The sequence below is a fragment of the Pseudomonas sp. MD195_PC81_125 genome, assembly GCF_014060985.1.
Classification (GTDB): Bacteria; Pseudomonadota; Gammaproteobacteria; order Pseudomonadales; family Pseudomonadaceae; genus Aquipseudomonas; species Aquipseudomonas parakoreensis.
In genome coordinates, this window is the sequence record NZ_JABULD010000500.1 from 1 (window position 1) to 3,569 (window position 3,569).

Sequence of the window (3,569 nt, forward strand, 5' to 3'; positions counted from 1 at the left end):
TCCCACAGGAGTGCGCATTTCAAATGTGGGAGCGAGCTTGCTCGCGAAGGCGTCAGATCAAACAACACAACTCCCAGGCACAAAAAAACCGGCGATCATTCTCTGATCGCCGGTTTTTCATTCAGCCCACATCAATTCACTGCATCAGCACTTCAATCGAGCCATCGGCAGTCAGGCTGACCTGGCTGGTGCCGGCTTCGACTTCCGGTGTGACCGGTGCCGAATCCGCCATGCCGGCGGCTTTCATCATCATCGGGGCGCGCATGTACGGTTGTGGGTAGCCGTTGCTGTTGAGGTTCAGGTTGACGATTTTGTAGCCTTTGCCGCCCAGTGCATCGGTGGCCAGTTGCGCGCGGGCCTTGAAGGCGTTGACGGCTTCCTTGAGCAGTTGGTCTTCGCTGGCCTTGCGGGTCGGCTCGGCGATGGCGAAGTCCATGCCGCCCATTTTCAGGTCGGTCAGCAGTTCGCCAGTAAGTTTGGACAGGGCGGCGAAGTCGGCGCTTTCCAGGCGCAGTTCGGCGCGTTCGCGCCAGCCGGTGATTTTCTGGCCCTTGGTGTCGTAGATCGGGTAGCTGTTGCGGCTGCCCTGGCGCAGGGTGATGTCTTTGACTTGCTTGGCCTGGGCCAGCGCCTTGTTCATGGTGGTGCTGACGTCGGCGGCGAGTTTGGCCGGGTCGGTGTTTTGCGCTTCGGTGTAGAGCGTCACGATCATCAGGTCGCGGGCGACTTCCTGGCTGACTTCGGCGCGCAGGGAGATCTGGTTGTAGTGCAGCTCATCGGCGGCCAGCGCCGGAAGGCTGGCGATGCTGCCGACGGTCAGGGCGAGAAGGGCGGCGCTGCGGCGAAATGTGTGCATGAAGGCTCCTTGAATAATGCGCAGGTGTTGGTTCGTCCCTGCGTGAAACCATCAGACTCTAGCTTCTGCGCTGCGGTTCGCCCAGTTACAACTTCTATACAGATGCGCCGGATTGGCCTGGAAGTGTTTTTGTAGCGAGGGGATTTAGCGAAACGTCGCACCGCCCCGATCGGCTGCGAAGCAGTCGCAATTCAGCGGATGCGGTCTGCCCGTGAAAAGCGGATTGCAGGGTTTGGGGCGGCTTCGCCACCCATCGGGGATAAATCCCCTCACCACACTGATCTCGGACAGCCATGCGCTGTAGCCCAATTTACCGCCAGCGCCATGTGGTCATTTGCCGCACTTTCGCCTCTCAAAGCCGCGGCTTGGTTATACTCCGTGCGATCCGCCTGGAGCGCTCATCAGGAGAGCTCATGCTCGCCCCCGTACAACTGACTTCCGCCACTCGCCAGAACCTCTGGCGGCTGACGTTCATCCGCACCCTGGTGCTCGCCGCGCAGGCCGGTTCCGTTGGCCTGGCCTACTGGCTGCAACTGCTGCCGTTGCCGTGGGTGCAACTGGCGATGACCCTCGGCTGCTCGATTCTGCTCTGCGTGTTCACCGCCGTGCGACTGCGTACGTCCTGGCCGGTGACCGAACTCGAATATGCGCTGCAACTGGCCTGCGATCTGGTGATCCACAGTGCGCTGCTGTATTTCTCCGGCGGTTCGACCAACCCGTTCGTTTCCTATTATCTGGTGCCACTGACCATCGCGGCGGTGACGCTGCCGTGGCGTTATTCGGTGATTCTGTCCGGCATCGCGCTGGCGCTGTACACCGTGATGCTCACGCGTTTCTACCCGTTGGAAACCCTGCCAGTGGCCCGCGAGAACCTGCAGATCTACGGCATGTGGCTGAGCTTCGCGCTGGCGGCTGCGGTGATCACGTTTTTCGCTGCGCGCATGGCTGAAGAGCTGCGTCGTCAGGAAGAATTGCGCGCGATTCGTCGCGAAGAAGGCCTGCGCGATCAGCAATTGCTCGCCGTCGCCACCCAGGCGGCTGGCGCCGCGCATGAACTCGGCACACCGCTGGCGACCATGAGCGTGTTGCTCAAGGAAATGCAGCAGGACCACCCCGACGCGATGTTGCAGGACGACCTGAAGGTGCTGCAGGATCAGGTCAAACTGTGCAAAGAAACGTTGCAACAACTGGTGCGCGCCGCCGAGGCCAACCGCCGTATGGCCGTGGAGATGCAGGACGTCACCCAATGGCTCGACGAAGCGCTGAACCGTTGGCACCTGATGCGTCCGGAAGCCAGTTATCGCTTCCAGCGTCTCGGCCAGGGCACAGTCCCGCGCATGGCACCGCCGCCGGATCTGACCCAGGCGCTGCTCAATCTGCTGAACAATGCCGCCGACGCCTGCCCGGAAAATCTTCAGGTGACGCTGGACTGGGACGCGGAAACCGTGACCATCAGCATTCGTGACCACGGTGCCGGCGTGCCGCTGGCCATCGCCGAGCAGATCGGCAAACCGTTTTTTACCACCAAGGGCAAAGGTTTCGGCCTGGGCCTGTTTTTGAGCAAGGCCAGCGTGACACGCGCCGGCGGCTCAGTGAAACTCTATAGTCATGAGGAAGGCGGCACGCTCACCGAGCTGCGCCTGCCCCATGGCGCCCGAGGAGACCAACATGAGTGACGAAATCCAAGTCGAAGGCGAAGAACTGCCGCATCTGCTGCTGGTCGACGACGACGCGACCTTCACCCGGGTAATGGCCCGTGCCATGGCCCGCCGTGGCTTTCGCGTGAGTACTGCAGCTCCGCCGAGGAAGGCCTGACCATCGCCCAGGCCGACCTGCCGGACTACGCCGCGCTGGACCTGAAAATGGACGGCGACTCCGGTCTGGTGCTGCTGCCCAAGCTGCTGGAACTGGACCCGGAAATGCGCGTGGTGATCCTCACCGGTTATTCGAGCATTGCCACGGCGGTCGAAGCGATCAAGCGCGGCGCCTGCAACTACCTGTGTAAACCGGCCGACGCCGACGACGTGCTGGCTGCGCTGCTCTCCGAGCACGCCGACCTCGACAGCCTGGTGCCGGAAAACCCGATGTCGGTGGACCGTCTGCAATGGGAGCACATCCAGCGCGTGCTCACCGAGCACGAAGGCAACATCTCCGCCACTGCCCGCGCCCTGGGCATGCACCGCCGCACCCTGCAGCGCAAACTGCAGAAGCGCCCGGTTCGTCGCTGAACCTGCGCTGAACGGCCATCGCCAGCTCTCGCGATAACGCGCACCGATCAACTATGATCGGTGCGTGTCTGTTCTTTTCTTTATCGAGCCTTTTCCATGAATCAGAACGCTGAATATTCCGCGGTCAACGATGCTGTGCGCGGGCAGTTTTTTCGCAAGGTGTGGGGGATCATCACGCCTTACTGGCGCAGTGAAGAGAAGGGCAAGGCCTGGACATTGCTGATTGCGGTGATTGCGCTGTCGCTGCTCAGCGTAGGGATTTCGGTGTGGTTCAACACCTGGTACAAGGATTTCTACAACGCGCTGCAGAAGAAAGATGAAGCGGCGTTCTGGCAGCTGATTCTGTATTTCTGCGCGATTGCAGCGGTGGCGATTGTCGGTGCGGTGTACCGGCTTTATCTGACCCAGATGCTGACGATTCGCTGGCGGGCCTGGCTCACCGAAAAGCATTTCTCCCGTTGGCTCGCTGACAAGAATTACTACCA

3 protein-coding genes and 1 pseudogene are annotated in these 3,569 nt (G+C 61.2%); 3 read left to right on the forward strand and 1 reads right to left on the reverse strand.

The features are described from left to right. Nucleotides 1-136 precede the first annotated feature (136 nt). Complete coding sequence (locus tag HT737_RS20035; protein ID WP_047291253.1) at nt 137-856, reverse strand: SIMPL domain-containing protein; 720 nt, start codon at nt 854-856, stop codon at nt 137-139. A 413-nt stretch (nt 857-1,269) separates the two neighbouring features. On the opposite strand from HT737_RS20035, the gene HT737_RS20040 reads away from it, so the two are divergent. The 3 genes and pseudogenes from HT737_RS20040 to HT737_RS20050 all read left to right on the forward strand — a co-directional run. Further along, entirely contained in the window at nt 1,270-2,532 is a 1,263-nt protein-coding gene (locus tag HT737_RS20040) for an ATP-binding protein (RefSeq protein WP_027610820.1), read from the forward strand. Beyond that, a pseudogene (locus HT737_RS20045) lies at nt 2,525-3,084 on the forward strand (response regulator transcription factor). Before HT737_RS20040 ends, HT737_RS20045 begins: the two are co-directional and overlap by 8 nt. Before the next feature lie 96 nt (nt 3,085-3,180). Next, on the forward strand, nt 3,181-3,569 hold a 389-nt coding region (locus HT737_RS20050), incomplete at its 3' end, for an SbmA/BacA-like family transporter (protein WP_308809997.1).